24 protein-coding genes are annotated in these 26,921 nt (G+C 72.2%); 16 read left to right on the top strand and 8 right to left on the bottom strand.

The window, feature by feature from the left end; all coding sequences use genetic code 11:
• Positions 1-8: 8 nt before the first annotated feature.
• The gene (locus tag GPA02_RS00480) at positions 9-950 is read left to right on the top strand and encodes a glycine betaine ABC transporter substrate-binding protein (RefSeq protein WP_204986451.1); all 942 of its coding nucleotides are present in this window, start codon (positions 9-11) and stop codon (positions 948-950) included.
• Positions 951-1,088: 138 nt separating this feature from the next.
• Here GPA02_RS00480 and GPA02_RS00475 read toward each other — a convergent pair whose 3' ends face one another.
• A complete protein-coding gene (locus GPA02_RS00475; protein WP_156197885.1) occupies positions 1,089-1,541 on the bottom strand; it encodes a hotdog fold thioesterase in 453 nt (150 codons plus the stop codon).
• Between GPA02_RS00475 and polA the strand changes: the two genes are divergently transcribed.
• Positions 1,540-4,230, top strand: coding sequence for a DNA polymerase I (gene polA, locus GPA02_RS00470; RefSeq protein WP_193567822.1), 2,691 nt, complete (start codon positions 1,540-1,542; stop codon positions 4,228-4,230). The genes GPA02_RS00475 and polA overlap by 2 nt on opposite strands.
• A gap of 44 nt (positions 4,231-4,274) precedes the next feature.
• Here polA and GPA02_RS00465 read toward each other — a convergent pair whose 3' ends face one another.
• Positions 4,275-5,102: a class I SAM-dependent methyltransferase gene (locus tag GPA02_RS00465; RefSeq protein ID WP_156197883.1), complete on the bottom strand. Its 828-nt coding sequence runs from the start codon at positions 5,100-5,102 to the stop codon at positions 4,275-4,277.
• On the opposite strand from GPA02_RS00465, the gene GPA02_RS00460 reads away from it, so the two are divergent.
• The 4 genes from GPA02_RS00460 (at position 5,101) to coaE (ending at position 10,292) form a co-directional block, all read left to right on the top strand.
• Positions 5,101-5,919 (top strand): alpha/beta fold hydrolase, encoded by an 819-nt coding sequence (locus GPA02_RS00460; protein WP_156197882.1) that lies wholly within the window; start codon positions 5,101-5,103, stop codon positions 5,917-5,919. The genes GPA02_RS00465 and GPA02_RS00460 overlap by 2 nt on opposite strands.
• 176 nt (positions 5,920-6,095) lie before the next feature.
• Positions 6,096-7,553 (top strand): 30S ribosomal protein S1, encoded by a 1,458-nt coding sequence (gene rpsA, locus GPA02_RS00455; RefSeq protein ID WP_156197881.1) that lies wholly within the window; start codon positions 6,096-6,098, stop codon positions 7,551-7,553.
• Positions 7,554-7,717: 164 nt separating this feature from the next.
• The gene (gene ptsP / locus GPA02_RS00450) at positions 7,718-9,388 is read left to right on the top strand and encodes a phosphoenolpyruvate--protein phosphotransferase (RefSeq protein WP_156197880.1); all 1,671 of its coding nucleotides are present in this window, start codon (positions 7,718-7,720) and stop codon (positions 9,386-9,388) included.
• A gap of 4 nt (positions 9,389-9,392) precedes the next feature.
• Complete coding sequence (coaE, locus tag GPA02_RS00445; RefSeq protein ID WP_156197879.1) at positions 9,393-10,292, top strand: dephospho-CoA kinase; 900 nt, start codon at positions 9,393-9,395, stop codon at positions 10,290-10,292.
• Between the two features lie 3 nt (positions 10,293-10,295).
• Here the strand turns inward: coaE and GPA02_RS00440 are convergent, their stop codons facing one another.
• Both GPA02_RS00440 and GPA02_RS00435 read right to left on the bottom strand, forming a co-directional pair.
• Positions 10,296-10,721 (bottom strand): OsmC family peroxiredoxin, encoded by a 426-nt coding sequence (locus GPA02_RS00440; protein ID WP_156197878.1) that lies wholly within the window; start codon positions 10,719-10,721, stop codon positions 10,296-10,298.
• A 119-nt stretch (positions 10,722-10,840) separates the two neighbouring features.
• On the bottom strand, positions 10,841-11,590 hold the full coding sequence (locus tag GPA02_RS00435) for an alpha/beta hydrolase (RefSeq protein WP_156197877.1): 750 nt from the start codon (positions 11,588-11,590) through the stop codon (positions 10,841-10,843).
• Positions 11,591-11,664: 74 nt separating this feature from the next.
• Here GPA02_RS00435 and uvrB point away from each other — a divergent pair, with 74 nt between their 5' ends.
• A complete protein-coding gene (gene uvrB / locus GPA02_RS00430) occupies positions 11,665-13,758 on the top strand; it encodes an excinuclease ABC subunit UvrB (RefSeq protein WP_156197876.1) in 2,094 nt (697 codons plus the stop codon).
• Here the strand turns inward: uvrB and GPA02_RS00425 are convergent.
• Positions 13,755-14,750, bottom strand: a complete 996-nt coding sequence (locus tag GPA02_RS00425) for an N-acetylglucosamine kinase (RefSeq protein WP_162457660.1) — start codon at positions 14,748-14,750, stop codon at positions 13,755-13,757. The genes uvrB and GPA02_RS00425 overlap by 4 nt on opposite strands.
• 104 nt (positions 14,751-14,854) lie before the next feature.
• Here GPA02_RS00425 and GPA02_RS00420 point away from each other — a divergent pair, with 104 nt between their 5' ends.
• The 5 genes from GPA02_RS00420 (at position 14,855) to GPA02_RS00400 (ending at position 19,880) form a co-directional block, all read left to right on the top strand.
• A complete protein-coding gene (locus GPA02_RS00420) occupies positions 14,855-15,748 on the top strand; it encodes a MurR/RpiR family transcriptional regulator (protein ID WP_156197874.1) in 894 nt (297 codons plus the stop codon).
• Positions 15,745-16,503, top strand: coding sequence for a sugar isomerase domain-containing protein (locus GPA02_RS00415; RefSeq protein ID WP_156197873.1), 759 nt, complete (start codon positions 15,745-15,747; stop codon positions 16,501-16,503). The genes GPA02_RS00420 and GPA02_RS00415 overlap by 4 nt, the downstream gene beginning before the upstream one ends.
• A 64-nt stretch (positions 16,504-16,567) precedes the next feature.
• Positions 16,568-17,995, top strand: a complete 1,428-nt coding sequence (ngcE, locus tag GPA02_RS00410) for an N-acetylglucosamine/diacetylchitobiose ABC transporter substrate-binding protein (protein ID WP_156197872.1) — start codon at positions 16,568-16,570, stop codon at positions 17,993-17,995.
• Positions 17,992-18,969 carry a carbohydrate ABC transporter permease gene (locus tag GPA02_RS00405; RefSeq protein WP_156197871.1) on the top strand — a complete coding sequence of 326 codons (978 nt, stop codon included), beginning with the start codon at positions 17,992-17,994 and terminating at the stop codon, positions 18,967-18,969. The genes ngcE and GPA02_RS00405 overlap by 4 nt, the downstream gene beginning before the upstream one ends.
• A gap of 14 nt (positions 18,970-18,983) precedes the next feature.
• The gene (locus tag GPA02_RS00400; protein ID WP_156197870.1) at positions 18,984-19,880 is read left to right on the top strand and encodes a carbohydrate ABC transporter permease; all 897 of its coding nucleotides are present in this window, start codon (positions 18,984-18,986) and stop codon (positions 19,878-19,880) included.
• A gap of 102 nt (positions 19,881-19,982) precedes the next feature.
• On the opposite strand, the gene GPA02_RS18760 is transcribed toward GPA02_RS00400, so the two are convergent.
• Positions 19,983-20,588, bottom strand: coding sequence for a short chain dehydrogenase (locus tag GPA02_RS18760; RefSeq protein WP_162457659.1), 606 nt, complete (start codon positions 20,586-20,588; stop codon positions 19,983-19,985).
• Positions 20,585-21,475 (bottom strand): helix-turn-helix transcriptional regulator, encoded by an 891-nt coding sequence (locus GPA02_RS18755; RefSeq protein WP_162457658.1) that lies wholly within the window; start codon positions 21,473-21,475, stop codon positions 20,585-20,587. The genes GPA02_RS18760 and GPA02_RS18755 overlap by 4 nt, the downstream gene beginning before the upstream one ends.
• A 129-nt stretch (positions 21,476-21,604) precedes the next feature.
• On the opposite strand from GPA02_RS18755, the gene GPA02_RS00390 reads away from it, so the two are divergent.
• From GPA02_RS00390 to GPA02_RS00380, 3 genes are all read left to right on the top strand, one after another.
• Positions 21,605-22,054 (top strand): MarR family winged helix-turn-helix transcriptional regulator, encoded by a 450-nt coding sequence (locus tag GPA02_RS00390; protein ID WP_156197869.1) that lies wholly within the window; start codon positions 21,605-21,607, stop codon positions 22,052-22,054.
• A gap of 64 nt (positions 22,055-22,118) precedes the next feature.
• Positions 22,119-23,402 (top strand): MFS transporter, encoded by a 1,284-nt coding sequence (locus GPA02_RS00385; RefSeq protein WP_240133796.1) that lies wholly within the window; start codon positions 22,119-22,121, stop codon positions 23,400-23,402.
• Positions 23,403-23,646: 244 nt separating this feature from the next.
• Positions 23,647-24,771, top strand: a complete 1,125-nt coding sequence (locus GPA02_RS00380; RefSeq protein ID WP_156197868.1) for a TerC family protein — start codon at positions 23,647-23,649, stop codon at positions 24,769-24,771.
• A gap of 1 nt (position 24,772) precedes the next feature.
• Here the strand turns inward: GPA02_RS00380 and GPA02_RS00375 are convergent, their stop codons facing one another.
• Complete coding sequence (locus tag GPA02_RS00375) at positions 24,773-25,429, bottom strand: MBL fold metallo-hydrolase (protein ID WP_156197867.1); 657 nt, start codon at positions 25,427-25,429, stop codon at positions 24,773-24,775.
• Positions 25,430-25,730: 301 nt separating this feature from the next.
• Here GPA02_RS00375 and chvE point away from each other — a divergent pair, with 301 nt between their 5' ends.
• Positions 25,731-26,876, top strand: a complete 1,146-nt coding sequence (chvE, locus tag GPA02_RS00370; protein WP_156197866.1) for a multiple monosaccharide ABC transporter substrate-binding protein — start codon at positions 25,731-25,733, stop codon at positions 26,874-26,876.
• Positions 26,877-26,921 lie beyond the last annotated feature (45 nt).

The raw sequence follows: 26,921 nt of genomic DNA, 5'->3' as shown, positions 1-26,921 counted from the left end.
GAGTACCCATGTCCCGCAGGATGTTCGGCCGCCGTCAGGTGGTCGCGCTGGGCGCGGCCGCCGCGCTCGGGCTCACGCTCGCCGCGTGCAACCCCGACAACCCGTCCGCCGACGGCGACGGCACCGACGAGACCTCCGCCGCCGAGGGCGGTGGCGACAAGGGCACGATCACGCTCGGCTACATCCCGTCGTGGACCGACGGCCTGAGCACCGCCTACCTGCTCGAGGCCAAGCTCGAGGAGGCCGGCTACACGGTCGAGCACCAGGAGCTCACCGAGGCCGGTGTGCTGTACACGGCCCTCGCGCAGGGTGACGTCGACATCTACCCGTCGGCGTGGCCGGAGGTCACCCACGCCTCCTACATGGAGGAGTACGGGGACCAGATCGAGGACCTCGCCACCTACTACGACAACGCGAAGCTGACCTTCGCGGTGCCGGAGTACAGCGAGATCACCTCGATCGCCGAGCTCCCCGACCACGTCGACGAGCTCGGCGGCCGGATCGTCGGCATCGAGCCCGGCGCCGGTCTGACCGAGGTGACGCAGGAGAGCGTCATCCCGACCTACGGTCTCGACGAGGCCGGCTTCACGCTCGCGACGTCGTCGACCCAGGCGATGCTCGCCGAGCTGGAGAGCGCGGTCTCGGCCGAGGAGGAGATCGTCGTCACGCTGTGGCGGCCGTTCTGGGCGAACGCCACCTACCCGGTGCGCGACCTGGAGGACCCGGAGGGCGCGCTGGGCGAGGCCGAGGGCCTGCACTTCCTCGCGACCGACGGCTTCGCCGAGGAGTTCCCGGAGGTCGCCGAGTGGATCGGCGGCATCCACCTCGACGACGAGCAGTACGGCGCGCTCGAGAGCTCTGTCGTCAACGACAACCCCGACGACCCGGCGGCCGGTGTCGCCGCGTGGCTCGAGCAGCACGACGACGTCGTGGGCTCGGTCGAGGGCTGACACGGCTCGCCGAGCCGTCACGGCCGGCAGCGACCGGCACGCAGGGCCGGGCACCGCGCAGGTGCCCGGCCCTCGTCGTACGCCCGCCCCTCGTCCTGCTCCGGGCAGGGGTGCGCCGCCTCGACCCGTGTGCGCGGCTCAGTCCCGCGCGTCGACCAGCATGCAGGTGAGCCGCGACGTGCAGACGCGGCGGTCCCGCTCGTCGGTGATGACGATCTCGTAGGTGGCGACCGTGCGGCCCAGGTGCAGCGGCGTCGCGACGCCCGAGACGACGCCCTCGCGCACCGCGCGGTGGTGCGTCGCGCTGATCTCGATGCCGACGGCGGCCCGCCCCGGCCCGGCGTGCAGCGTCGCCGCGATCGACCCCAGGCTCTCCGCCAGCACCGCCGAGGCGCCGCCGTGCAGCAGCCCCGCCGGCTGGGTGTTGCCCGCGACCGGCATCGTGCCCGCGGTCCGCTCGGCGCCGATCTCGGTCAGCTCGATGCCCATGCGCTCCAGCAGCGTGCCCGAGACGTCGCGGAAGCGCCCCGCGGCGGCGGTGCCCGGCGTGGCCGCGGCGGGGCCGGCGGCGGAGCCATCGGTGTCGGTCATGGCACCTAGGCTGGCACCTGTGACGGCACCTGCGCGACCGAGGCTCCTGCTCATCGACGGCCACTCGATGGCATACCGGGCGTTCTTCGCCCTGCCGGTGGAGAACTTCTCCACCACGACAGGCCAGCACACCAACGCGGTGTACGGGTTCACGTCGATGCTCATCAACCTGTTGCGCGACGAGGAGCCGACCCACGTCGCCGTCGCCTTCGACGTCAGCGGTGCGGCGTTCCGTACCGAGGCGTACGCCGACTACAAGGCCAACCGCACGAGCTCGCCCGAGGAGTTCCGCGGGCAGATCCCGCTGATCGAGCAGGTGCTGGACGCGCTGTCGATCCCGCGGCTGGGCATCGAGGGCTACGAGGCCGACGACGTGCTCGCGACCCTGGCGGACCAGGGCCGCGCCGCCGGCATGGACGTGCTGATCTGCTCCGGCGACCGCGACACGTTCCAGCTGATCGACGAGCGCGTGCTCGTGCTCTACCCGCGCAAGGGCGTCTCCGACCTGGCCCGGATGGACGCCGCCGCGGTCGAGGAGCGCTACGGCGTACCGCCGTCGAGCTACAGCGACCTCGCGGCGCTGGTGGGGGAGTCCAGCGACAACCTCCCGGGCGTGCCGAAGGTGGGGCCGAAGACCGCCGCCAAGTGGATCCTCACCTACGGAGGGCTCGACGGCGTCATCGGCAACGCGGGCGCCATCAAGGGAGTGGCGGGCGAGAACCTGCGCGCGCACCTCGACCAGGTGATCGTCAACCGCCAGGTCAACCGGCTGCTCACCGACGTCGCGCTGCCGGTCGGCGTCGAGGACCTCGAGCGTCGCCCGTTCTCGCGCGAGCAGGTGCACCAGGTCTTCGACGCGCTGGAGTTCCGGATCCTGCGCGACCGCCTGTTCGCGATGACCCCGACCGACGCCGAGACGGTCGAGGCGCAGCCGTTCGAGGTGGAGATCTCCCGCAGCGGCGCCGCCGACTGGTTCGCCGCCCGTGCCGGTCAGCTGCTCGGCGTCGACGTGCGCGGCAGCGTCGCGCACGGCAGCGGCGACGCCTGGGGGATCGCCGTCGCCGACGCCGCGGGTGCCGCGCTCGTGCTCGACCTCACCGACATCGACCCCGCCGACGAGGGCGCCCTCGCGGCGTGGCTCGCCGACGAGTCGCAGCCCAAGGCGCTCCACGACGCCAAGACGGCGTGGCACGCGCTCGACAGCCGCGGGCTGACGCTCGCGGGCGTCACCTTCGACACCGCGATCGCCGAGTACCTGTGCCACCCCGACCAGCGGCTGTTCGCCCTCGACGACCTCGCGGTGCGCCGGCTCCACAAGGAGATCGGCGGCACCGGGACCGACGCGGGCGGGCAGCAGATGCTCAGCCTCGACGGTCCCGCCGAGGACGAGCTGGGCGCCGTGCGCGCCGCGGCGGTGCGCGAGCTCGTCGACGTCATCGGAGCCGATCTCCAGCAGCGCGGCGGCACCCGGCTGCTCGCCGACGTCGAGCTGCCGGTCGCCGGGGTGCTCGCGCGCATGGAGAAGGCCGGCATCGCGGCCGACGTCGACTACCTGCGCGACCTCGAGAAGCACTTCGGTGCCGCGGTCGACGACGCGGCGTCGGAGGCGTACGCGGTCATCGGCCGCGAGGTGAACCTGTCCTCGCCCAAGCAGCTGCAGGAGATCCTCTTCGACCAGCTGGGGATGCCGAAGACGCGCAAGACGAAGACCGGCTACACGACCGACGCCGACGCGCTGGCCGACCTGTACGCCAAGACCGAGCACCCGTTCCTGCAGCACCTGCTCGCCCACCGCGACGCGATCCGGCTGCGGCAGACGGTCGAGGGTCTGCTGCGCACCGTGGCGCCCGACGGCCGTATCCACACCACCTACAGCCAGACGATCGCCGCCACCGGCCGGCTGTCCTCCTCCGACCCGAACCTGCAGAACATCCCGATCCGCACCGAGGAGGGCAACCGGATCCGGGCGGCCTTCGTCGTCGGCGAGGGCTACGCGACCCTCATGACGGCCGACTACAGCCAGATCGAGATGAGGATCATGGCCCACCTCTCGGGTGACGCCGGGCTGATCGAGGCGTTCCGCTCGGGGGAGGACCTGCACAGCTTCGTCGGGTCCCGCGTGTTCGGCGTCCCGCCGGAGGAGGTCACGCCCGCGCAGCGGAGCAAGATCAAGGCGATGAGCTACGGCCTCGCCTACGGCCTGAGCGCGTTCGGCCTGTCGAACCAGCTGAAGATCTCCACGGCCGAGGCCAAGGAGCTCATGGAGGAGTACTTCGAGCGCTTCGGCGCGGTGCGCGCCTACCTCGACGACATCGTCGCGGAGGCGCGCGGCGTGGGCTACACCGAGACGATCCTCGGCCGCCGCCGCTACCTGCCGGACCTCGTCAGCGACAACCGCCAGCGCCGCGAGATGGCGGAGCGGATGGCGCTCAACGCCCCGATCCAGGGCAGCGCCGCCGACATCATCAAGGTCGCGATGATCAACGTCGACCGCGAGCTGCGCGCGCAGGGGATGGCGACCAGGCTGCTGCTGCAGGTGCACGACGAGCTCGTGCTCGAGGTGGCACCGGGCGAGGAGGCCGCGGCCGAGCTGGTGCTGCGTGAGCAGATGGGCTCGGCGACCGCGCTCTCGGTCCCGCTCGACGTCAGCGTCGGGACCGGACCGTCGTGGCAGGCCGCCGGGCACTGAGACGGCCGAGGCCCGCGTCGGCTCGGGCCCTGACGCTCACGGAGTCACGCAGGCGGCTTCCGGGTGCGGAAGATCGCGGTGCCGGGCAGCAGCCGGCCGCGTTCGGGGCCCCAGCCGCCCCACACCTCCTCGAGGTCGTCGGGCCACTCCGGCTCGACGACATCGAGCAGCACCAGGCCCGCACCGACGACGTCGCGCACGTGGTCGCCGAACGTGCGGTGGAACTCCGCGTACACCGGCTCGCCCGCGGCGTCCTCCTCGACGTAGGGGGTGCGGTCGAAGTACGAGCGCACCACGGTCAGGCCGGCCGCGGTCGGGTCGTCCGGGAACGCCCATCGCAGCGGGTGCGTCACCGAGAACACCCACAGCCCGCCCGGCCGCAGCACGCGCGCGACCTCGCGGTGGACGCGGTCGGCGTCGGGGACGAACGGGATCGCGCCGAACGCCGTGAACGCGACGTCGAACGTCGCGTCCTCGAACGGCAGCTCGCGCGCGTCGGCGACCCGGGCCGGCACCGTGATCCCGGTGCGGGCGTCGAGCGCGGCGGCGGCCTCGACCATGCCGGGCGCGACGTCGGTCGCGACCGCGTCGACGCCCCGGGCCGCGAGCCAGCGCGAGCACTGCGCGGCCCCGGCACCGACCTCGAGCACGCGGCGGCCGCGCAGGCCCGGCAACGGGCCCAGCAGCGCCGCGTCGGCCTCGCGCAGCCCCTCGGGGCACCAGCAGAAGTCCGCGTCGCCCAGGAACGCGCCGTGCTCGGCGAGGTAGTCGGACGCCTCGGCGCTCCACCAGCGCGCCGTCGCCCGGGCGGCCGCGGCGCCGTCGACGTCGGTGTAGCCCGCGCGCGCCATCGCGGGGTGCTCGTCGCTCATGGCGTCAGCATCCCAGCACCCCGGTAGCGTGGCGTGCGTGCTCCACGTCCTCACCGTCGGCGACGAGCTGCCCGACGACGTCCCGACCGTCGTGTTCCTGCACGGTCTCTTCGGGCAGGGGCGCAACTTCTCGACGATCGCCAAGGGGCTGCTGCCCGACGCGCGCAGCGTGCTCGTCGACCTGCCGAACCACGGCCGCTCGGCGTGGACCGAGACCGTCGACCTCGCGGCGATGGCCGACGCCGTCGCGGAGCGGGTGCGGGCGGGCGCGGACGCACCGGTCCACCTCGTCGGGCACTCGCTGGGCGGCAAGGTCGCGATGCTGGTCGCGCTGCGGCACCCCGAGCTGCTGGACCGGCTCGTCGTCGTCGACATCGCGCCGACCGCGAGCCGCTCGGTCGGGGAGTTCGAGCACCTGCTCGGCGCGCTGGCGACGCTCGACCTCACGACGCTGGAGCGCCGCGGCGACGCCGACGAGGCGCTGCGCGAGCAGATCCCGAACGAGACCGTGCGCGCGTTCCTGCTGCAGAACCTGCACCGCGACGACGACGGCTGGGCGTGGCGCGCCAACCTCGCGCTGCTGCGCCGCTCGCTCGACGTCATCGGCGGCTTCCCGGACGTCGGAGACGCGCGGCACGACGGCCCGGTGCTCTGGGTCACCGGTGAGCGCTCCGACTACACCGGGCCCGACGAGGAGACCGCGATGCGGCGGCTGTTCCCGGCGACGCGTCACGTGGTCGTCAAGGGCGCCGGCCACTGGGTGCACTCCGAGCGGCCGGAGGTGTTCGGCGAGGTCGTGCGCCGGTTCCTGCTCTGACGCAGCGCTGGTAGGATGATCCGTTGGCGCATCGTGCGCGCTTGGTGGTCGTGCCCTGGAGAACAGGTGCGGGAGCTGCTGAGGCCGTCTCGAACGCTACGGCACCGAGGACCGTCAGGCCGTCGGTCGCCACGTCATCTGTCCCGACTATCCCTGTCCGCATCGGAGCTCATCTCTTGACTATCACCGCCCCTTCGACCACCGCCGCACCGCAGGTCGCCGTCAACGACATCGGCTCGGAAGAGGACTTCCTCGCAGCCGTCGACGCGACCATCAAGTACTTCAACGACGGCGACATCGTCGAAGGCACCATCGTCAAGGTCGACCGCGACGAGGTTCTCCTCGACATCGGCTACAAGACCGAAGGCGTCATCCTCTCCCGCGAGCTGTCCATCAAGCACGACGTCGACCCGACCGAGGTCGTCGAGGTGGGCGAGCGCGTCGAGGCCCTTGTCCTCCAGAAGGAGGACAAGGAGGGTCGTCTGCTGCTGTCCAAGAAGCGCGCCCAGTACGAGCGCGCCTGGGGCACGATCGAGAAGATCAAGGAGGAGGACGGCGTCGTCACCGGCACCGTCATCGAGGTCGTCAAGGGCGGCCTGATCCTCGACATCGGCCTGCGCGGCTTCCTGCCGGCGTCGCTGGTGGAGATGCGTCGCGTGCGCGACCTGCAGCCCTACATCGGTCAGCAGCTCGAGGCCAAGATCATCGAGCTCGACAAGAACCGCAACAACGTCGTGCTCTCGCGTCGTGCGTGGCTCGAGCAGACCCAGTCGGAGGTGCGCTCCACCTTCCTGCAGACGCTGGCCAAGGGTCAGGTCCGCACCGGTGTGGTCTCCTCGATCGTCAACTTCGGTGCGTTCGTGGACCTCGGCGGCGTCGACGGCCTCGTGCACGTCTCGGAGCTGTCCTGGAAGCACATCGACCACCCGAACGAGGTCGTCGAGGTCGGCCAGGAGGTCACGGTCGAGGTGCTCGACGTCGACTTCGACCGCGAGCGTGTCTCGCTGTCGCTCAAGGCGACGCAGGAGGACCCGTGGCAGGCGTTCGCCCGGACCCACGCGATCGGTCAGGTCGTGCCGGGCAAGGTCACCAAGCTCGTGCCGTTCGGTGCGTTCGTCCGTGTCGAGGACGGCATCGAGGGCCTCGTGCACATCTCGGAGCTCGCGCAGCGTCACGTCGAGGTGCCCGAGCAGGTCGCGAAGGTCGACGACGAGGTGTTCGTCAAGGTCATCGACATCGACCTCGAGCGTCGTCGCATCTCGCTGTCGCTCAAGCAGGCCAACGAGGGCGTCGACCCCAACAGCGACGACTTCGACCCGTCGCTGTACGGCATGGCCGCCGAGTACGACGAGCAGGGCAACTACAAGTACCCCGAGGGCTTCGACCCCGAGACCAACGAGTGGCTCGAGGGCTACGAGGCCCAGCGCGAGGCCTGGGAGGCGCAGTACGCGGCCGCCCACGCCCGCTGGGAGGCCCACAAGAAGCAGGTCGCCGCGGCGCAGGAGGCGGACAGCGAGGTGGGTGGCGGCAGCGCCGACACCGCCAGCTACACCTCCGCGGCCCCGGAGACGACCGGCACGCTCGCCTCGGACGAGGCGCTCGCGGCGCTCCGCGAGAAGCTCACCGGCAACTGAGCCATCACGACGGCGGCCCGTCACCCTCTCGGGGGTGGCGGGCCGCCGTCGTCGTCTCAGGGTGTGCCTCGTTTCACACGCACGTACCCCGGGATCCCGGGTTCGGGGTGGGCGCCGCTCCCTACTGTGGGACGAGCACACGGACCCCGGCGGGAGGCACTGCGATGACGACCGGAGCGAGGCTTCACGGGACACCGGTGGTGCCCGGCACCGGGTACGGACCGGCGCTGCGGGCGGCGCCACGGCCGGCGATCCCCCCGGTCGCCTCGGAGCTTCCCGAGCCGGCCCGCGAGGCCGAGCGGGAGAGGTTCCGCGCCGCCGTCGCCGCGGTCGCCGAGCGCCTGGAGCAGCGCGCCGCCCGTGCGACCGGGCAGGCGGCCGAGGTGCTCGCGACCACGGCCACCATGGCGGCCGACCCCACGCTCGCGGCCGGGGTCGAGAAGGCCATCGCCGACGGCGTCCCCGCGGTGCAGGCGGTCGCGTCGGCGACCGCCGAGTTCACCGCGATGTTCAGCGCGGCCGGCGGCCTCATGGCCGAGCGCGTCACGGACCTGGAGGACATCCGCGACCGCGTCGTCGCCGAGCTGCTCGGGCACCCGGAGCCCGGCGTCCCGCACCCGGACGAGCCGTCGGTGCTGGTCGCGGACGACCTCGCGCCCGCCGACGCCGCGCTGCTCGACCCGGCGCTCGTCGTCGCGCTCGCCACCCGGCTCGGCGGGCCGACGAGCCACACGGCGATCATCGCGCGCCAGCTCGGCATCCCGTGCGTCGTCGCCGTGCCCGACCTCGGCGACGTCGCCTCCGGCACCCCGCTGCTCGTCGACGGCGGCACCGGCGAGGTCGTCGTCGCCCCCGAGGAGGAGGAGGCCGAGACGCGCGTGCGGGCGGCCCGCGAGCTCGCGCGCGAGGCGGCGCAGTGGCGGGGCGAGGGCCGCACCAGCGACGGTCACGCCGTCGACATCCTCGCCAACGTGGCCGACGGCGCCGCGGCCCGCGAGGCGGCCCAGGGCGTCGCCCAGGGCGTCGGCCTGTTCCGGACCGAGCTGTGCTTCCTGTCCGCCGCCACCGAGCCGAGCGTCGAGCAGCAGACGGCGATCTACGCCGAGGTCCTCGAGGCCTTCCCAGGCCGCAAGGTCGTCGTCCGCACGCTGGACGCCGGTTCCGACAAGCCGCTGGTGTACGCCGGGCTCGACGAGGAGGCCAACCCGGCGCTCGGCGTGCGCGGGCTGCGCATCGCGATGGACGACCCGGGCATCCTCGACCGTCAGCTCGACGCGATCGCCGCGGCCGCGGGCGCGACCAGCGCCGAGGTGTGGGTGATGGCCCCGATGGTCGCGACCGTCGCCGAGGCCGCGTTCTTCGCCGAGCGTGTGCGGGCGCGCGGGCTGACCCCCGGCATCATGGTCGAGGTGCCCGCCGCGGCCCTGCTCGCGGACGCGCTGCTCGCCGAGGTCGACTTCGTCTCGATCGGCACCAACGACCTCACCCAGTACACGATGGCCGCGGACCGGCTCTCGCCCTCGCTGGCGTCGCTGAGCGACCCCTGGCAGCCAGCGGTGCTGCGGCTGGTCGGGATGACCGCCGAGGCCGGGCAGCGGCTCGGCAAGCCGGTCGGCGTCTGCGGCGAGGCCGCTGCCGATCCCGTGCTGGCCGCCGTGCTCGTCGGTCTCGGCGTGACGTCGCTGTCCGCGGCCGCGGCCGCGCTGCCCGCCGTCGGTGCCCGGCTGTCGCGCCACACGCTCGAGCAGTGCCGGCAGGCCGCGACCGCGGTGCTCGCCACCAGCGACCCGGTCGCCGCCCGTGACGCCGCCCGCGCGGTCCTCGAGGTCGAGTAGCCGGATGCTGCACGTCGGGCTGACCGGAGGTCTCGCGTCGGGGAAGTCGACCGTGGCCGCCCTGCTGGCGGGCCACGGAGGGGTCGTCGTCGACGCCGACCGGCTCGCGCGCGAGGTGGTCGAGCCGGGCACCCCGGGTCTGCGGGCGGTCGTGGCGGCGTTCGGCGAGGACGTGCTGCTGCCGGACGGGTCGCTCGACCGCCCGGCGCTGGGCCGGCGCGTGTTCGGCGACGACGCGGCGCGGGCGGTGCTCAACGGGATCGTGCACCCGCTCGTGCGGGAGGCGTCGGCCGCGCGGGTCGCGGAGCTGCCCGACGACGCCGTCGTCGTCCACGACGTGCCGCTGATCGTCGAGAACGGGATGGCGCCGCAGTTCCACCTCGTCGTGGTCGTCGCGGCGCCTGCGGAGCTGCGGCTGCGGCGCGCGGTCGCGCGCGGTCTCGACGAGGACGCCGCCGCGGCCCGCATCGCCGCTCAGGCCGACGACGACGCCCGGCACGCGGTCGCCGACGTCTGGCTGCCCAACGAGGGCGACGAGGACGCGCTGCGGGACGCCGTCGCGACCGTGTGGCGGGCGCGCCTGCGACCGTTCGCCGACAACCTGCGGTCGGGGACACCGGCGGCGTCGACGCCGCTGCCCGTGCCGGCCGCGGGGCACGGCACGCCCCAGCAGCAGGTGGAGCGCCTGGTGGCGCGGCTGCGGCACGTCGCGGGCGACGACCTCGCGCAGCTGCGCTACGACCCCCCGGCCGGGCGGTCGACGCCGTTCGTCCTGCACGGCGTCGGCCGGCTGGGGGAGCGCGCCGCCCACGACGCCGGGTTCGTGCCGACCGGTCCGGGCCGGTTCGCGAGCGCCGACCCCGGCCGCCCCGCCGAGCTCGCGCTCGAGCCCGGCGGGGACTGAGGGTCAGGCGAGCGTCGCGGTCAGCGTGATCGGCACGGCGGCGAGCGCGGCCGACACCGGGCACCCGGTCTTCGTCGCCTCCGCGACCTCCTGGAAGTCCGCCTCCGAGATGCCCTCGACGGACGCCGTCGTGCTCAGCTCGATGCCGGTGATCCCGGTGCCGGGCACGAACGAGACCTTCGCCGTCGTCGAGATCGAGGTCGGTGGCGTGCCTCGCTCGCCGAGGCCGTGCGCGAGCGCCATCGAGAAGCAGGACGCGTGCGCGGCGGCCAGCAGCTCCTCGGGGTTCGTGGTGCCGCCGCCGGGCTCGGTGCGGGCCTTCCACGACACCTCGTAGGTGCCCACCCCCGAGGTCTCCAGGGCGGTCGAGCCCGACCCGCTGGGGAGGTCACCGTTCCACGTCGTGGTCGCCTGGGACACGGCTGCCATGTCTGCTCCTCTCGTCGACGATCTGGTCCGACCATCCTGCCGGACCACGGGGGAGAGGTCAGCCGGACGGGCGCGGTCGGCGGCCGGTCGGTGCCCGACGGCGCCGTGACGCGCGGCGCTCAGGCCTCGCCGTCGAGCACCGACGTCAGGAACGCGGCGAGATCGGCGGCCTCGGTCGTCGCGATCCCGTGCCCGGTGCCCGGGTAGGTCCGCTCGTCGAGGTCGGTGTGCGCGACCAGGAAGGCGCGCAGGCGCTCGATCGCGGGTGTCGTCACCACCGGGTCCGCCGGGTCGTAGCCCCACAGCACCCGCGGCCGGATCTGCGCGAGCGCCTCGTCCCCGGCGAGGAGCCCGGGCGCGACGAAGCCGGACAGCGTCGCCGCGCCCGCGAACGCCTCGGGCGCGTGACGCAGCAGCTGCACGGCCATCGCGCCACCCTGCGAGAACCCGACCAGCGCGGGCCGGGCGTGGCTGCGCGCCCGTGCCTGCGCCCGCTCCAGCCACACGAGCAACCCGCGCGCGGCGGCGTCGACGTAGGCGGGGTCGGCCGTGATGCCCTCCGCCAGCAGCGGCGGGAACCACGCGTAACCCGGCATCCCGGCGATCGGCAGCGGCGCGCGGACCGAGGCGTAGACGAACCGGTCCGGCAGCGCGGGCACCAGGCCTGCGAGGTCGCGCTCGTCGGCGCCGAGGCCGTGCAGCAGCACGACCAACGGCCGCGTCGTGAGCGCCTCGGCCAGCGCGGCCGCGGGCACCGACCACCAGGTGGCGGCGTCGTCGATCGGCAGGGTGCGCGGCACGTGCGGCGGCCGCGGGCGTTCCGGTCGGGGCGGGTGGTGGGCTCCCTGGCGGGCGCCGTCGTCGGTCATGCGGGCATTCTCCCGTGCGTGAAACCTGCACCGTGGCAGCCGCTGGTGTCGGTGGGTGGACGTAGCGTGGTGGCATGCGTCCCGTCACCGATCTCCAGCGCACGGTCGCCCCGTTCGAGGTGGTCTCCGAGTACAGCCCCTCCGGCGACCAGCCCGCCGCCATCGCCGAGCTGACGCGACGCCTGCAGGCGGGCGAGAAGGACGTCGTGCTGCTGGGCGCGACCGGCACCGGCAAGTCGGCCACGACCGCGTGGCTGATCGAGCAGGTGCAGCGCCCCACGCTCGTGATGGCGCCCAACAAGACGCTCGCCGCGCAGCTGGCCACCGAGTTCCGCGAGCTGCTCCCGAACAACGCGGTCGAGTACTTCGTCTCCTACTACGACTACTACCAGCCCGAGGCGTACGTCCCCTCGACCGACACCTACATCGAGAAGGACTCCTCGATCAACGACGAGGTCGAGCGGCTGCGGCACTCGGCGACCAACTCGCTGCTGACGCGGCGCGACGTCGTCGTCGTGGCGTCGGTGTCGTGCATCTACGGCCTGGGCACGCCGCAGGAGTACGTCGACCGCATGGTGCGGCTGCGGGTCGGTCAGCAGATCGACCGCGACGACCTGCTGCGCCGCTTCGTGCAGATGCAGTACGTGCGCAACGACATGTCGTTCACGCGCGGCACCTTCCGGGTGCGCGGCGACACGATCGAGATCATCCCGGTCTACGAGGAGCTCGCGATCCGGATCGAGATGTTCGGCGACGAGATCGAGGCGATCGCGACGCTGCACCCGATCACCGGCGACGTCATCCGCCCCGAGCAGGAGATGTACCTGTTCCCGGCGACGCACTACGTGGCCGGCCCCGAGCGCATGGAGCGTGCGATCGCCGGCATCGAGGCCGAGCTGGCCGACCGCCTCGCCGAGCTCGAGAAGCAGGGCAAGCTCCTCGAGGCGCAGCGGCTGCGCATGCGCACGACCTACGACATCGAGATGATGCGCCAGATCGGCACCTGCTCGGGCATCGAGAACTACTCGATGCACATCGACGGCCGGGAGCCCGGGTCCGCGCCGCACACGCTGCTCGACTACTTCCCCGAGGACTTCCTCCTCGTCATCGACGAGTCGCACGTGACGGTGCCGCAGATCGGCGGCATGTTCGAGGGCGACTACTCCCGCAAGCGCGTGCTGGTCGAGCACGGGTTCCGGCTGCCGTCGGCGGTCGACAACCGGCCGCTGAAGTGGGAGGAGTTCCTCGACCGGATCGGGCAGACGGTCTACCTGTCGGCGACGCCGGGGCCGTACGAGCTCTCGGTCTCCGACGGCGTGGTCGAGCAGATCATCCGGCCGACCGGCCTCGTCGACCCCAAGGTCGTCGTCAAGCCGACCAAGGGCCAGATCGACGACCTCCTCCACGAGATCGGGGAGCGGGTGAAGCGCGACGAGCGGGTGCTGGTCACGACGCTCACGAAGAAGATGGCCGAGGACCTCACCGACTACTTCCTCGAGCGCGACGTCCGGGTGCGCTACCTGCACTCCGAGGTCGACACGCTGCGCCGCGTCGAGCTGCTGCGCGAGCTGCGCAGCGGCGTCTTCGACGTGCTCGTCGGCATCAACCTGCTGCGCGAGGGCCTCGACCTGCCCGAGGTGTCGCTCGTGGCGATCCTCGACGCCGACAAGGAGGGCTTCCTGCGCTCGGGGACCTCGCTCATCCAGACGATCGGGCGTGCCGCGCGCAACGTCTCCGGCGAGGTGCACATGTACGCCGACACCGTGACGCCGTCGATGGCGGCCGCGATCGAGGAGACCAACCGCCGGCGCGATATCCAGGTCGCCTACAACCTCGAGCACGGCATCGATCCGACGCCGCTGCGCAAGCGGATCAACGACATCACCGACATGCTCGCGCGCGAGGACGTCGACACCGCCGAGCTGCTCAAGGGCGGCTACCGGCAGCAGGGCAAGGGCCGCAAGGCCCCGGTGCCCGCCGGTGGCGCGGCGGCCACGGCCCGTCCCGAGGGCGCCGCGGCCAGCGACCTGGCCGACCTCATCCAGCAGCTGTCCGAGCAGATGCACGCCGCCGCCGAGGAGCTCCAGTTCGAGGTCGCGGCGCGCCTGCGCGACGAGATCCGCGACCTCAAGAAGGAGCTGCGGCAGATGTCGAGCGCGACCGCCTAGCCCAGCTGCCGCGCCGCGGCGGTGGTGTCGCGCAGCCGCGCGAACGTCTCGGCGTCCGGTGCGACGCCGGCGCGGCGCAGCGCCAGCACGCCGGCGCCCACCAGGCCGTCGTCGACGAGGTGGATCTCGCCGTCGACGCCGCCTGCGCGCACGCGCGTCGTGACCGCCTCGCGGATCCGCGCCTGGGTGGCGACGCCGCCGCCGATCACCAGCGGCCCGCGCAGCCCGGGCTCGGCGACGTCGAGCACCGCCTGCGCCAGCGCCTCCTCGGCGGCCGTCACGATCGCGTCGGCCACCTCGTCCGCGGGGTCGGCGAAGGCGAGCGGGGCGAGCGCGGCCAGCCGCAGCGGCGAGGCGCCGTAGACCGCGCTCACGAGGCGCGCGAGGGCCGGCACCCGGCCCTGCACCAGCGGACCCTCGACGGTGATGCCGAGCGCGTCGAGCACCGCCGGCGTCAGCGACGTCGACGGCCCGCGGCCGTCGAGGTCGGCGGCGACGGCGCGCGCGACCTGGTGCCCGATCCAGAAGCCGGAGCCCGAGTCGCCGATCAACCAGCCGAGACCGTCGGCGGTGGCGTCGACCTCGCCGTCGCGCACGCGCACGGCGGTCGCCCCGGTGCCGGCGACGAGGCCGTAGCCGTCGGGCTCGTGGGTGCCGGAGGCGAACATCGCCAGCAGGTCGGGCTCGACCCTGATCTCGGCGTCGACGCCGAGCGCGGCGAGGGTGGGGGAGAGCCAGCTCGGGCCGCCCGCCACCGAGCCGCCCGCGATCGCCAGCGCGACGCCGCTGATCGGCTCCGCGCCGCCCCAGCGCTCGAGAGCACCCGCGACCGCCTGGCCGATCGAGGCCGCCGCGGCCTCCACGCCGTCGGAGACCGGGTTGCCCCGTCCGCCGCGACCGACGCCCAGGCACTGCCCGTCCGCACGCACGACCATGGCGCGGGTGGACGTGCCACCAGCGTCGATACCAAGAAGATGCAGCATTGTGATCATTCTGTGTCCTAGATGCTCGACATCGAGCATCGTATGAGAATATCTTTCACCCAACCCCCCAACGATGTGAGAGGGATTTTCAGGTGATCGCAGGCTCGACCGAGATGGGCACCACGCTCCAGGTGTCGCAGCAGGTCGAGGCTGCGCTGTCCGGCATGAGCGAGGCTATGCGCAAGATCGGGCAGGTCCTGCTCAGCGACCCGACAGCGCCCCTGCGCATGTCGATCACCGAGCTCGCCGACCGCGCGGGTGCCTCGCCCGCGACCGTCACGCGCTTCTGCCGGATGCTCGGCTACGACGGCTACGTGCAGTTCCGTGTCGCGGTCGCGACCGACGTCGGGCGGGCGCCCACGCGCATCGAGATCGGCACCGCGTTCCACCCGACCGACGAGCCGCGCGACGTGCTGCGGACCCTGCTCAGCGGCCACGTGAGCTCGCTGCAGACCACCGCCGCCAACGTCGACCTCGAGGCGTGCGCGCGCGTCGCGCACGCGATCGCGCACTGCGGGCAGGTCGACCTCTACGGCGCCGGCGGCTCCGCCGCCGTCGCGGCCGAGATGGAGCACCGGTTCTACCGCATCGGCGTCAACACGCACGCGTGGGCCGACCCTCACACCGGGCTGGCGAGCGCCTCGATGCTCGGCCCCTCCGACGTCGCGATCGGCATCTCCAACAGCGGCGCGACCTCCGAGACCGTCGAGATGCTCGCGCGGGCGCGTCAGTCGGGCGCGCTGGCCGTCGCGGTGACCAGCCGGCGCGGCACCCCGCTGGAGGGCGTCGCCGACGAGTGCCTGATCGCCACCGTGCCGAACCAGTACCTGCACCCGGCCGACCTCAGCACCAAGCACGCACAGCTCCTCGTCCTGGACTTCATTTACATGCTCGTCATCCAGGAGGACTACGCAGGGGCCGTGGCCAAGCTCGACGTCTCCGCCGCTGCCGTGGCGGGACACCGAGTGACCGACGCCGACACCACTACCCAGGAGGCCATCGCTTGAGCACCACCCAGCCGCAGGAGCAGCTCGCCCACGAGATCCGGTCGCGTCTCGACCGGCTCGCGGAGCACGTCCGTGAGGGCGGGCTCGACCCCGCGATCGACCTGCTGGTCGCCTCGATCCGTGAGGGCGGCGTCCTGCAGGCGTTCGGCACCGGCCACTCCGAGGCGTTCGCCATGGAGATCGCCGGCCGCGCGGGCGGGCTGATCCCGGCGCACCGGATCGCGCTGCGCAACGTCGTGCTGCGCGGCAGCCGTGACGTCGAGGCGCTGACCGGCCCGGACCTCGAGCGCGACGGCTCCGTCGTCGACGAGCTCCTCGCGCTCACCGAGCTGCACCCGGCCGACGTGTTCCTCATCGCCAGCAACTCCGGCGTCAACTCCTCGATCGTCGGCATGGCGCTGGCCGCCAAGGAGCGCGGCCACAAGGTCGTGGCCGTGACGAGCCTCGAGCACACCAACGCCGTCACCCCCAAGCACCCCAGCGGCAAGCGCCTCGCCGAGGTCGCCGACGTCGTCATCGACACCCTCGCGCCCTACGGCGACGCGACCGTCACCGTCGGCGAGGGTATCAAGGTGGGCGCGGTGTCGTCGATCACCGCCGCCTACATCGCGCAGGCGCTCACCGTCGGCGTGGTCACCCGGATGCTCGCCGACGGCGAGACCCCGCCCGTGTACGTCTCCGCCAACGTGCCCGGCGGCGACGAGCACAACGACAAGCTCACGGCACGCTACGGCGGCCGCATCCAGTCCATCTAGCACCCCCTCCGGGGCGGCCAGCAGCCAGCACCGTCCCACCCTCCTGAAAGGAAGCACCACCACCATGACGGACTCCAGGTCCACCATCACCCGCCGGAGCGTGCTGCGTGGCGCGCTCTTCACGGCGGCCGCCGTGCCCTTCGGGGTCACGCTCGCGTCCTGCGCCACCGGTGGTGGCGGCGGCGACGACGACCCCACGACCGACGGTGGCGGCGATGCCACCGAGCCGGCCGACGCCTCCAACCCCTTCGGCATCGAGGAGGGCTCGAGCGTCGAGACCGTCATCTTCAACGGTGGCTACGGCGTCGACTACGTCGAGTTCGCCGCTGAGATCTTCAACGAGATGTGGGGCGGCGAGGCCACGGTCGAGCCCACCACCGAGATCACCGCGGCGCTGCAGCCGCGGTTCGTCGCGGGCGACCCGCCGGACCTCGTCGACAACTCCGGTGCCCAGTCGATGGGCTTCGGCGCGATCCTCGACCAGCTCGAGGACCTCACCGACGTCGTCGACGCCCCGAACCTCGAGGGCACCCCGATCCGCGACACCCTGATCGCGCCGAACGTCCTCGACTCCGGTGTCTACGACGGCAAGCTCGCCGCGATCAACTACGTCCTCACGGTCTACGGCGTCTGGTACTCGAAGAGCCTCTTCGACGCCAACGGCTGGACCGCGCCGACCACGTGGGCCGAGGCCCTCGAGCTCGGTGCCGCCGCCAAGGAGCAGGGCAAGTACCTGTTCGCGTGGGGCAAGGAGGCCGCCACCTACTACCAGACCCTCGCCATCGACTCCGCGATCAAGCAGGGCGGCGACGAGGTGCGGCTCGCGCTCGAGAACCTCGAGGAGGGCTGCTGGTCGCTCGACGCCGTGCAGGCCGTGTTCTCGGCGATGAAGGAGATCGTCGACGCCGGCTACGTCAAGCCCGGCGGCTCCGGCACCTTCTTCACCGACGCGCAGGCGCAGTGGTCGCTCGACCAGGACGCGCTGCTCTACCCCTCGGGCTCGTGGATCGAGAACGAGATGAAGGACAACACCGCGGACGACTTCCAGATGATGGGCGTTCCGGCGTTCGTCGTGGACGACTCCTCGGCGCTGCCGGCGACCGCGCTGCACTCCGAGGCGGGTGAGCCGTTCATCGTCCCGAGCGACGCGGCCAACGTCGCGGGCGGCAAGGAGATCCTGCGGATCATGCTGTCGAAGGAGGCCGCGACCAACTTCGCCAAGACGAAGCTGGCCCCGACCGTCATCGCCGACACCGTCCCCGAGGACGGCTTCGGCTCGACCGCGCTGGTGTCCCAGGTCGAGATGCTGGCCGCCGCCGGTTCGGACACGTTCACCCACAAGTTCGTGGGTCTGTACGGCCTGAACCAGGCCCAGCTGGTCGTCTGGAACGCGTTCCTCGACGGTTCCAAGAGCGTGGAGGAGCTCACCAGCGACCTCCAGGCGATCACCGACGAGGCCCGCAACACCCAGGAAGTCATCCCGGTCTCGTGACCACACCAGTCACCGGCGCCGGCGCGCCCGCCCTCCGTCGCGGAGGGCGGGCGCGCCGCAAGGCGCGTTGGACCTTCGACAGCATCAGCTTCTTCCTGGTGTTCCTCGGGCTGCCTCTGGCGCTGTTCCTGCTGCTGGTGATCTGGCCGTTCGTCCAGGCGGTGTTCTACTCGTTCACCAACTGGGGCGGGTTCTCGCAGGACTTCGACATCATCGGGCTCGCCAACTACCAGCGGCTCGTGAACGACGCCACGTTCAAGACCGCGCTCGGGAACAACATCAAGCTCGCGATCGTGGTGCCGCTCGTCGTCATCGTGATCGCGATGATCTTCGCCACGCTGGTCACCGTCGGTGGCCGCGGCATCGGGCAGACGATCGGTGTGAAGAACTCCGGTTTCTACCGGGTGGTCTCCTTCTTCCCCTACGTCATCCCCGCCGTCGTCTCCGGCGTGATCTTCTCCAAGGTGTTCGACCCCTCGAACGGTCTGCTCAACGGGTTGCTGCCCGAGGGCCTGCGGCAGAACTGGCTCGGGCAGGTGAGCACCGCGCTGCCGTCGTCGATGTTCGTCATCATCTGGGGCGCGGTCGGCTTCTACATGCTGCTCTTCATCGCCGCGATCAAGGCGATCCCGGCGGAGACGTTCGAGGCCGCGCGCCTCGACGGCGCCGGCCGGATGCGCACCATGTGGTCGATCACGATCCCGAGCATCCGGGAGAACATCCAGACGGCCTGGATCTACCTCGGGATCGCCGCGCTGGACGCGTTCGTGTACATGCACGTGCTGAACAACTCCGGCGGCCCCGACAACTCGACCCTCGTGATGCCGCAGTACCTGTTCCGGCTGGCGTTCAGCCAGAACCAGTTCGGGTACGCCAGCGCGGTCGGCGTCGCGATGGCCGTGGTGACCCTGGTCTTCGCGGGCCTGGTGTTCACGATCAACCGCCTCACCGGCGGAACCACGAGGAGCAGCTGATGGCAGGGTCGAACATGGTGGAAGACCGAGTCGAGCCGCGGGCAGGCCGTGCCGGTCGCGGCAGCACCGGACCCGGCTCCGGCGGCGACCGTGCGGTCACCGTCACCTCGCACGTCGTGCTCGGGATCTGGTCGCTCGTGGTGGTGCTCCCGCTGCTGTGGGTGTTCCTGTCGGCGTTCAAGTCGAACCGCGAGATCATCTCGGGCTCGCCGCTCGCGCTGCCGAGCAGCTGGTCGTTCGACAACTTCGTGCTGGCGTGGGTCGACGAGAAGCTCGGCCAGGCGATGCTCAACACGGTCATCGTCGTCGGCTGCGCGCTCGTGCTCGTCATGCTGCTCGGCGCGATGTGCGCCTACGTGCTCGCCCGGTTCGAGTTCTTCGGCCGGCGGGCGATCTACTACCTGATGCTCGCGGGGCTCACCTTCCCGGTGTTCCTCGCGATCGTGCCGCTGTTCTTCGTCCTGCAGACGATGGGCGTGCTGAACACGCTGCACGGGCTGATCCTGACCTACGTCGCGTTCGCGCTGCCGTTCACGGTCTTCTTCCTCTACGCGTTCTTCCAGGGCCTGCCCGGGGAGATCTCGGAGGCGGCGGCGATCGACGGCGCCGGCAAGTGGCGCACCTTCTTCCAGGTGATGCTGCCGATGGCGACCAGCGGCATGGCGTCGGTGGCGATCTTCAACTTCCTCGGGTTGTGGAACCAGTACCTGCTGCCGGTGGCCCTCAACACCAAGCGGAACAACTGGGTGCTGTCGCAGGCGGTGGCCTCGTTCGTCTCGGGCGCCGGCTACCAGTCGCAGTACGGGCTGCTGTTCGCGGGCGTGGTCATCACGATCGTGCCGGTGCTCGTCGGCTACGTGCTGTTCCAGCGCCAGCTGCAGGGGTCGGTATCGCAGGGGACGATGAAGTAGTCGCGGCTCCTGCCGCTGCTCGACGGCGGTGCCTCACCCGCAGGGGAGGGGCACCGCCGTCGGCGTGTCACCGACCAGCCGCAGGCCGGCCGCCCCGGCCGGTCAGCCGTAGGCGCGCACGACCTCGCCGGTGCGCTCGCCCTCGATCACCGACAGGTAGCCGGTCACCAGGGCGTCCATCGGCACCGGTCGCATCCCGGGGAACGTGGATGAGAAGCTGTCGACGGAGTCGCCGACCATCGTCGGGCTCACGACGTTGACCCGCATGCCGCGGGGCAGCTCGAGGGCAGCCGAACGGACGAACGCGTGCAGGGCCGCGTTGATCATCGCTCCGCCCGTGACGCCCGGCCACGGCTCGTCCGCGAAGATCCCGGACGTCAGCGTGAACGACGCCCCGGCGGCCGCGTGGTGCTGGCCCAGCAGGACGAGGTCGACCTGGCCGAGGAGCTTGCCCTGCATGTTCTGGAGGAGCTCGTCGCGGCTCAGCGTCTGCAGCCGGTCGGTCGTGCCGTGGGCCGCGGGCGCGACGACGGCGTCCACGCCGCCGATCTCGCGGTACATGTCCGCGACGGAGTCGCGGTGCCGCACGTCGACGCGGACGTCGCCCGAGCTCCGCCCGGCCGTCACGACGACGTGCCCACGGCGCCGCAGCTCGGCGCTCACGTGGCGACCGATCGTGGCCTCGCCGCCGACGACGAGGACCCTCATGCGCTCACGTCCGTCCGGACGCCGGCCACGACGGCGCGCCGCCGCTCGCGCGACGCCAACCGCGCGAGCGCCGCGTGGTCGGGCGTCCCGCGCCGCGCGTGGAACAGCCCCAGCTGCTGGTCGTCGTCGGGGAGCGTGAGCGTCTCGTTGGTCACCCGCAGCCGGCCGACCTCCGGGTGGTCGAGGTCCCGCGCGCCCGACGCGCAGACGCGGACCGGCCGCTGCGACCACATCGCGACGAACTCCTCGCTCGCGGAGCAGAGCTCGTCGACCAGACCCCCGAGCGCGTCGTCGTCCGGGCGGCGCGCCTGCTCCTGGTGCAGCGCCGACACGGTCGTGGCGGCCTTGGACCGCCAGTCGCGGTACAGGGCACGGTGGTCGGGGTCGAGGAACAGCATGCGCGCGACGTTCGGCCGCTCGCGGCAATCCGGAGCCGCGGGGTCGAGGTGACCGGCGAGCAGGGCGTGCCCGAGCGGGTTCCAGCCGAGCACGTCGTCGCGGTGGTCGACGACGACGGCGGCCACGTCCTCGAACGTCAGGTCGCGCACGGCGGGTCGCAGCACCGTCCGCCGCGCACGGCGGCGATCTCTGCGGGGCGGCGTCGCGAGCGTGCGCAGGTGCTGGTGCTCGGTGTCGTCGAGCTGCAGCGCGCGTGCGAGCGCGTCGAGGACGGCGGGGGAGACCGCGTGCCCGGCGCCCTGCTCCAGGCGCGTGTAGTACCCGACGCTCACGCCCGCGAGATCCGCGAGCTCCTCGCGCCGCAGCCCCCGGACCCGTCGTGCCCTCCCGTCCGTGGCCACGCCGGCGTGCTCGGGGGAGAGCCGTTCGCGCCGGCTGCGCAGGAACGCGCCCAGCTCGTCGGACGCGCCGTGCCTCGTCGTCGTCACGTCCTCCAGCATGCCGCGCGGCACCCGCCGCTGCCTGCCCCTGCGAGGAGCACCCAGCCGACGACGCCCGGGTGCAGCGGCTCCGACCAGGCCTCGCGCACATCAATAAGGACAATATATAGTGCACCTATGGAAAGTCAGCCGTCGCTCGACGTCGCTCGCCTCGGCTCGGCGCTCGACCGCCTCACGCGCCTGCTGCGGCGGTCGTCGCTGCCGGGGGACCTCAGCCCGGCCGCCGCGTCCACGCTGTACACGCTGGTCACGACCGGCCCCGCGCGGCTGACCGCGCTGGCCGCGGCCGAGCACGTCTCGCAGCCGGCCATGACCCAGCTCGTCGCGCGTCTCGAGGCGGCCGGCCTCGTCGCGCGCGGGGCCGACCCCGACGACGGCCGCGTCGTCATCGTCTCCGCCACCGACGCCGGTCGCGACCTGAGCCTCGCCCGGCGCGCAGCCCGCGGCGAGGTCCTCGCGACGCTGCTGGGTCGTCTGCCGCGCGACCAGCGCGACGCGATCGCCGCCGCCGTGCCCGCGCTCGAGGGCCTCGTCGCCCTCGGCGACGCCGATCCCGGCCGAGCCTGACCCGCGCCTGACCCGAGCCCATCTGCCTGCCCAGCCGGCTCCCGACCCGAGGAGGTCCTGTCCCGTGCCCACCGCCGTCCGACGCACCCAGCAGCCGAAGGCTGTCTGGGCGGTCGCCTTCGCCTGCGTGATCTCCTTCATGGGGATCGGCTTCGTCGACCCCATCCTGCCTGCGATCGGCGAGCAGATGGACGCCAGCCACGCCCAGGTCGAGCTGCTGTTCACCAGCTACCTCCTCGTGACGGGGCTGGCGATGCTCGTCACCGGGTGGGTGTCGAGCCGCATCGGCGGCAAGCGGACCCTCGTGGCCGGGCTCGTCGTCGTCGTGGTGTTCGCCGCGCTCTCGGGGCTGTCACCCTCGATCGGTGCGCTCGTCGGCTTCCGCGCCGGCTGGGGGCTGGGCAACGCCCTGTTCATCGCGACGAGCCTCGCGGTGATCGTCGGCTCCGCGAGCGGCGGCATCGGTGGCGCGATCGCGATCTACGAGGCCGCGATGGGCGTCGGCATCGCCGTCGGCCCGGTGCTGGGCGGTCTCCTCGGAGCCGTCAGCTGGCGGTGGCCCTTCTTCGGTGTGGCCGTGCTCATGCTCGTCGGGCTGGTCGGCACGCTGCTGTTCGTGCCGAACGTCCCCACCTCCGCCCGGCCGCTGCCGCTCTCGGCGCCCGTGCGCGCGCTGCGTCACCCCGGCCTGCTGCTGCTCAGCCTGGTCGCGTTCCTCTACAACTGGGCCTTCTTCACCGTGCTGGCCTACGCGCCGCTGCTGCTCGGCTTCGGCGCGCTGCAGCTCGGCGCCGTCTTCTTCGGCTGGGGCGTGCTGGTCGCCGTCTTCGCCGTCGTCGTGGCCCCGCGGCTCGAGCGCCGGTTCGGCCTGGTGCCCGTGCTCGTCGTCACGTTCGTGGTGCTCGCGCTCGACCTCGCGGCGATGGCGGTGTGGACCGAGGTGCCCGGGGTGCTCGTGGTGACCGTGATCGTCTCGGGTGCCTGCTCGGGGCTGAACAACGCGCTGGTGACCGAGGCCGTCATGGAGGTCGCGCCGGTCGAGCGCCCGGTCGCCTCGGCGGCCTACAGCTTCGTCCGCTTCTTCGGAGGCTCGCTCGCACCGCTGGTCGCGGGGGTGGTCGGTGCCGCGGTGAGCGTCCACCTCCCGTTCGCGATCGCCGTCGTCGCGCTGGCCGTGGCGGTCGCGCTGCTCGTCCGCTCCCGGCGGATGATCGCCGACGCCGCGGCGGCGGCGCACGACGCCGGCACGACCGTGCTGCCCGACGTCGCCGGGGACTCGCCGGCCGAGCCCGCGGTCGTGCCCGTCCAGGAGGTGCGGCCGCAGGCCCCGCAGCCTGCTCGGCCCTAGCCAGGGCGCGGCCACCGTCGATCGGCCCGACGTCGTCGGGCGTCCGGATGCCGCGACGCCCGCCGCGCCTGGTGCGGTCGTCGGTCGCGGTGTCGTACGCTGACCCGGTTGGAGGGGAGTACCCCACAAGCGCTGGCGTCGTCATCACGGCCCTGAGACGGATCAGGCTCGGTTCCAGCGGCCACGGTCGCAGACCGCGGTGGGGGAGACCTCCGGTGCTGTGCTGTCGACACCGGAGGTTTCGTTGGACGTCCCCCTCTGGCTGTGGTTCGCCACGGTCGGTCTCATCGTCGTCATGCTGACGGTCGACTTCGTCGGCCACGTGCGCACCCCGCACGCGCCCTCGCTCAAGGAGGCGGGTGCCTGGTCGGCCGCGTACGTGGCGATCGCGCTCGTCTTCGGCGCGCTCGTGTGGTTCCTGTGGGACCACACGCACGGGGTCGCCTACTTCTCCGGCTACCTGCTCGAGAAGTCGCTCAGCCTCGACAACCTGTTCGTGTTCGTGCTGATCATGGCCAGCTTCCGGGTGCCACGGGAGTACCAGCAGAAGGTGCTGCTCATCGGCATCGTGATCGCGCTGGTCATGCGCACGGTCTTCATCGTCGCCGGCGTCGCCATCGTCGAGAACTTCTCGTGGGTGTTCTGGATCTTCGGCGGCTTCCTGCTCTGGACGGCGTGGTCGCAGCTGCGGCAGGACGACGACGAGGACGAGGAGTTCACGGAGAACATCGCGCTGCGCGGGGTGCGCCGGCTGTTCCCGACCACCGACGGCTACGAGGGCGACCGCATGCTCGTGCGCCGCAGCGGCCGCCTGCACGTGACGCCGATGCTCGTGGTGATGCTCGCGATCGGCTCGGCCGACCTGCTGTTCGCGGTCGACTCGATCCCGGCGATCTTCGGCGTCACCGAGCAGCTGAGCGGTGCCTCGCAGGTGTATATCATCTTCGCCGCGAACGCGTTCTCGCTGCTCGGCCTGCGGCAGCTGTTCTTCCTCGTCGACGGCCTGCTCGACAAGCTGGTCTACCTCAACTACGGGCTCGCCGCGATCCTCGCGTTCATCGGCGTCAAGCTGCTCATCCACGCGATGCACACCAACGAGCTGTCGTGGCTCAACGGCGGCGAGCACATCACGGTCGTGCCCGAGGTGCCGTCGTGGCTCTCGCTGGTGGTCATCGTCGTCGTGCTGACGATCACGACCGTGACGTCGCTGACGATCGGGGCGCGCCGCGAGGAGCCGGCGACCACCGCGGGCGCGACGGCCGCCGGTGGCGGCGCGAGCGGTCAGGACGACGCCGTGCACGACGCCTCGTCCGACCCGGCGGGGGAGAGCACCCCGAGGGGTGCCGTCCCCGACGACGAGCGCCGCTGACCTACCAGCCGCGTGCGCGCCACGCGGGCAGGTGCGGCCGCTCGGCGCCGAGCGTCGTGCTGTCGCCGTGCCCCGGGTGCACGACGGTCTCGTCGGGGAGCACCGCAAAGAGTCGCTGCTCGACGTCGTCCAGGAGGCTGGTGAAGTCGGCGGGCGAGGTGGTCTTGCCGACCCCGCCGGGGAAGAGCGAGTCGCCGGTGAGGAGCAGCGTCCGCGCGCCGGTGCGGACGACGAGTGCCACCGAGCCGGGCGTGTGACCGCGCAGCGCGACGACGTCGAGGACGTGCTCACCGACCCGGACCGTGTCGCCGTGGCGCAGGCGCACGTCGACCGGCACGGGCAGGGCGTCGGCGTCGGCGGCACCCGCGAGCACGGTGGCACCGGTGGCGGCGACGACCTCGGCGAGCGCCCGGTGGTGGTCGGCATGCCGGTGCGTGGTCAGCACGGCCGACAGCCGACCATCACCCCGCTCGGCGACGAGCCGCAGCAGCCGCGGCGCGGAGTCGGCCGCGTCGACCAGCAGCTGCGTCCCGGTGGCGGCGTCGGTGAGCAGGTAGGCGTTGTTGTCCATGTCGGACACGCTGACCTTGAGGACCGCGAGCCCGTCGTCGCCGACCTCGACACCGTCGCCGTGGGGTTCGACGTGAGCGAGTCCCATGGCAGCCACCGTAGTCGGCGGAGCACCCCCTGAGCGCTTGGGTTCGGCGCCCAAAGCCAGGCAAGCACCGCGAGCGGCCCAGGTGGGCGCGCTCTCACCCGTTGAGAAGTCTACGGACAGCGCGTTCCGTCGTTACCTCGTTACCCTACTGTGACCTCGGCTCGCTTCACGCCTCTTGACTTCGGAAGTCGAAGCCAGCAGGGTAGGCGCCGTCACGAGTTGCGGCGAGGTCGCCGAGAGTGCTCGTGCCTCGGCGCGACCGCGCTCGGTCGCAGGAGTTCCCGGACGAAGGAGTTGGAACATGCGCAAGCTCGCAGCGGTCGCCTTCGGCGCAGCGGCGGTGTTGGCACTCGGTGCCTGCGCCGGCGAGGGCGCCGGCGGCGGCGGGGTGGAAGGCGGCGAGACCCTCGCGCCCGAGGACGTCCTCGTCGGTGTCTCGATGCCGACGCAGACCTCGGAGCGGTGGATCGCCGACGGCGAGGCCGTCGAGGCCGGGCTCGAGGAGCTCGGCTACGACGTCGACCTGCAGTTCGCCAACGACGACATCCCCACGCAGTCGCAGCAGATCGACCAGATGATCACCAACGGCGCGGACGTGCTCATCATCGCCGCCATCGACGGCACCGCGCTGGGCTCCCAGCTCGACGCCGCCGCGGCCGCGGGCATCCCGGTGATCTCCTACGACCGGCTGATCCGCGACAACGAGAACGTCGACTTCTACGTGACGTTCGACAACTACGACGTCGGCGTCCAGCAGGCCACCTCGCTGCTGCAGGGCCTCGGCATCCTCGACGCCGACCGCAACGAGACCGGCGAGGAGGGCCCGTTCAACATCGAGCTGTTCGCCGGCTCGCCGGACGACAACAACGCCACGTTCTTCTGGAACGGCGCGATGGAGACGCTGCAGCCCTACCTCGACTCGGGCGTGCTCACCGTGCCCAGCGGTCAGACCGACTTCGAGCAGGCCGCGATCCTGCGCTGGCAGCAGGAGACCGCGCAGCGCCGCATGGAGGACCTGCTGACCTCGACCTACTCCGACGGCACCGAGCTGCACGGCGTCCTCTCGCCCTACGACGGCCTCTCGCGCGGCATCATCACCGCGCTCCAGGGCGCCGGCATGGGCCCGTCGCTCGCCGACGGGCTGCCGGTCGTCACCGGCCAGGACGCCGAGATCGCGTCGGTCAAGCTCATCGTCGACGGCGTCCAGTTCGCCACGATCTTCAAGGACACCCGGCTGCTCGCCGAGCAGGCGGTCATCGCCACCGAGGCCTACGTCAACGGCGGCGAGCCCGAGGCGAACGACACCGAGACGTACGACAACGGCATCAAGGTCGTGCCCTCGTACCTGCTCGAGTCGGTGATCGTGGTCGCCGACAACGTCGAGCCCGCGCTCGTCGAGACCGGCTACTGGACCCAGGAGGAGATCGAGGCCGGCCAGGCCGACTGACCCGCCGACCGCTCGCCGGTGGGGCGCCTCGCGCGTCCCACCGGC

Source organism: Actinotalea caeni (genome assembly GCF_009733795.1).
Classification (GTDB): domain Bacteria; phylum Actinomycetota; class Actinomycetes; order Actinomycetales; family Beutenbergiaceae; genus Pseudactinotalea; species Pseudactinotalea caeni.
Note: the sequence above shows the minus strand (reverse complement) of the source record. Positions and strands in the feature narration are given on the sequence as shown.

Excerpts from the sequence above, each read along its gene's own strand:
- GPA02_RS00480 (WP_204986451.1), top strand. The coding sequence starts at position 9 with ATGTCCCGCAGGATGTTCGGCCGCCGTCAGGTGGTCGCGCTGGGCGCG.
- polA (WP_193567822.1), top strand. The coding sequence starts at position 1,540 with ATGGCACCTAGGCTGGCACCTGTGACGGCACCTGCGCGACCGAGGCTC.
- GPA02_RS00475 (WP_156197885.1), bottom strand. The coding sequence starts at position 1,541 with ATGACCGACACCGATGGCTCCGCCGCCGGCCCCGCCGCGGCCACGCCG.
- GPA02_RS00460 (WP_156197882.1), top strand. The coding sequence starts at position 5,101 with ATGGCGTCAGCATCCCAGCACCCCGGTAGCGTGGCGTGCGTGCTCCAC.
- GPA02_RS00465 (WP_156197883.1), bottom strand. The coding sequence starts at position 5,102 with ATGAGCGACGAGCACCCCGCGATGGCGCGCGCGGGCTACACCGACGTC.
- ptsP (WP_156197880.1), top strand. The coding sequence starts at position 7,718 with ATGACGACCGGAGCGAGGCTTCACGGGACACCGGTGGTGCCCGGCACC.
- coaE (WP_156197879.1), top strand. The coding sequence starts at position 9,393 with ATGCTGCACGTCGGGCTGACCGGAGGTCTCGCGTCGGGGAAGTCGACC.
- GPA02_RS00440 (WP_156197878.1), bottom strand. The coding sequence starts at position 10,721 with ATGGCAGCCGTGTCCCAGGCGACCACGACGTGGAACGGTGACCTCCCC.
- GPA02_RS00435 (WP_156197877.1), bottom strand. The coding sequence starts at position 11,590 with ATGACCGACGACGGCGCCCGCCAGGGAGCCCACCACCCGCCCCGACCG.
- uvrB (WP_156197876.1), top strand. The coding sequence starts at position 11,665 with ATGCGTCCCGTCACCGATCTCCAGCGCACGGTCGCCCCGTTCGAGGTG.
- GPA02_RS00425 (WP_162457660.1), bottom strand. The coding sequence starts at position 14,750 with ATGATCACAATGCTGCATCTTCTTGGTATCGACGCTGGTGGCACGTCC.
- GPA02_RS00420 (WP_156197874.1), top strand. The coding sequence starts at position 14,855 with ATGGGCACCACGCTCCAGGTGTCGCAGCAGGTCGAGGCTGCGCTGTCC.
- ngcE (WP_156197872.1), top strand. The coding sequence starts at position 16,568 with ATGACGGACTCCAGGTCCACCATCACCCGCCGGAGCGTGCTGCGTGGC.
- GPA02_RS00400 (WP_156197870.1), top strand. The coding sequence starts at position 18,984 with ATGGTGGAAGACCGAGTCGAGCCGCGGGCAGGCCGTGCCGGTCGCGGC.
- GPA02_RS18760 (WP_162457659.1), bottom strand. The coding sequence starts at position 20,588 with ATGAGGGTCCTCGTCGTCGGCGGCGAGGCCACGATCGGTCGCCACGTG.
- GPA02_RS00390 (WP_156197869.1), top strand. The coding sequence starts at position 21,605 with ATGGAAAGTCAGCCGTCGCTCGACGTCGCTCGCCTCGGCTCGGCGCTC.
- GPA02_RS00375 (WP_156197867.1), bottom strand. The coding sequence starts at position 25,429 with ATGGGACTCGCTCACGTCGAACCCCACGGCGACGGTGTCGAGGTCGGC.
- chvE (WP_156197866.1), top strand. The coding sequence starts at position 25,731 with ATGCGCAAGCTCGCAGCGGTCGCCTTCGGCGCAGCGGCGGTGTTGGCA.